Consider the following 1,373-nt stretch of genomic DNA (forward strand, 5'->3'; position numbering starts at 1 on the left):
GATTTTGAAGTTTTTAGGAATCGAGAATTTTTTTTAAAGAAAAAAAATGTTTTTTTATATCAATAACTTAACAAGTTATCCACAGTCATGCGCTTCGCGCGCGTAGTGTTAAATATAGTGTTAATATAGTGTTACGGACAATTATTCACATAATAACTATTTGATTATAAAGTCTTTTTAGAAACAGTTTGTTCTTAAAACCACGAACTTTTGTTCTTAAAACCACGAACTTTTGTTCTTAAAACCACGAACTTCTTGACATAGTTCTTAAAACCACGAATATAAATGCATGGAAAAAATATCTCAAAATACAGATTTTCTCATACCTGATAGGTATCCACAGGAAGACTTGTTCATTTGTGATGTTGCAGATGCTGTTCTGAAGGATTTAACACAACATTTTGAACATCCCTTCTATTCTCTTTCCAAAAAGCCTGAATTATGTATTAGACGTTATGAACATAATGGAAATTGGCTTGAGATTACTCCTAGTATTAAAGGATTGGCAACAATCTATGATAAGGATATCCTTATTTATTGTATTTCAAAAATTATGTCTAAAAACAATAAAAATGAATCAATTTCAAAACGCGTTAGAATTAATACTCGAGATCTTTTGCAATTTACGAATAGAGGCACGTCAGGACGCGATTATATGGCGCTTATTGAAGCGCTTGATCGCCTCGAAGGAACACGCATTCGTACCAATATTGTGACAGGAGATGAAGAACAAATAAATGGATTTGGCTTAATTGATGCTTCCGCAATTCGCCGCAAACATGGACTTGATGGGCGTTTGTTATGGTGTGAGATTATTCTATCCGATTGGATTTTTAATGCAATTCAGGCAAAACAAGTTCTAACATTGCATCGTGATTATTTTAGGCTTCGCAAACCGATAGAACGACGTATTTATGAAATTGCACGCAAACATTGTGGACATCAAAGGAATTGGAAAATCAATCTTTCTTTATTATTGAAAAAAAGTGGAGCAAAAAGCTCTCTTAACAAGTTTAGATATATGATGAATAATTTGATAAAAAGTAACCACTTACCTGATTACACGATTGAAATAGATGATGACATCATAACTTTCATAAACAAAAATAAAGTCACGCGATCATCACAAATTCAAGCATTTCCGCATTTAAATCCAGAAACTTACCACAAAGCTCGTATAGTTGCCCCGCGTTATGATATCTACTATCTTGAAGATGAATGGCGTGAATTCTGGATGAATAATAATCGACCTATTTTAAAAAATCCAGACGCAGCTTTTATTGCTTTTTGTAAAAAGCGATATGAGAAAAATCCTAATCCTTAAATATTTTCTTCTATTCATTCCATTTATAACTTCTTTGAAGTACCTTGCA

The 1,373-nt window shown here is 32.5% G+C and carries 1 protein-coding gene; it reads left to right on the forward strand.

What is annotated here, in order from left to right:
* Positions 1-289: 289 nt before the first annotated feature.
* The gene (locus BN338_RS06360) at positions 290-1,324 is read left to right on the forward strand and encodes a replication initiator protein A (protein ID WP_039760172.1); all 1,035 of its coding nucleotides are present in this window, start codon (positions 290-292) and stop codon (positions 1,322-1,324) included.
* Positions 1,325-1,373 lie beyond the last annotated feature (49 nt).

Origin of the sequence: Bartonella queenslandensis AUST/NH15 (genome assembly GCF_000312585.1) — a bacterium.
Classification (GTDB): domain Bacteria; phylum Pseudomonadota; class Alphaproteobacteria; order Rhizobiales; family Rhizobiaceae; genus Bartonella; species Bartonella queenslandensis_A.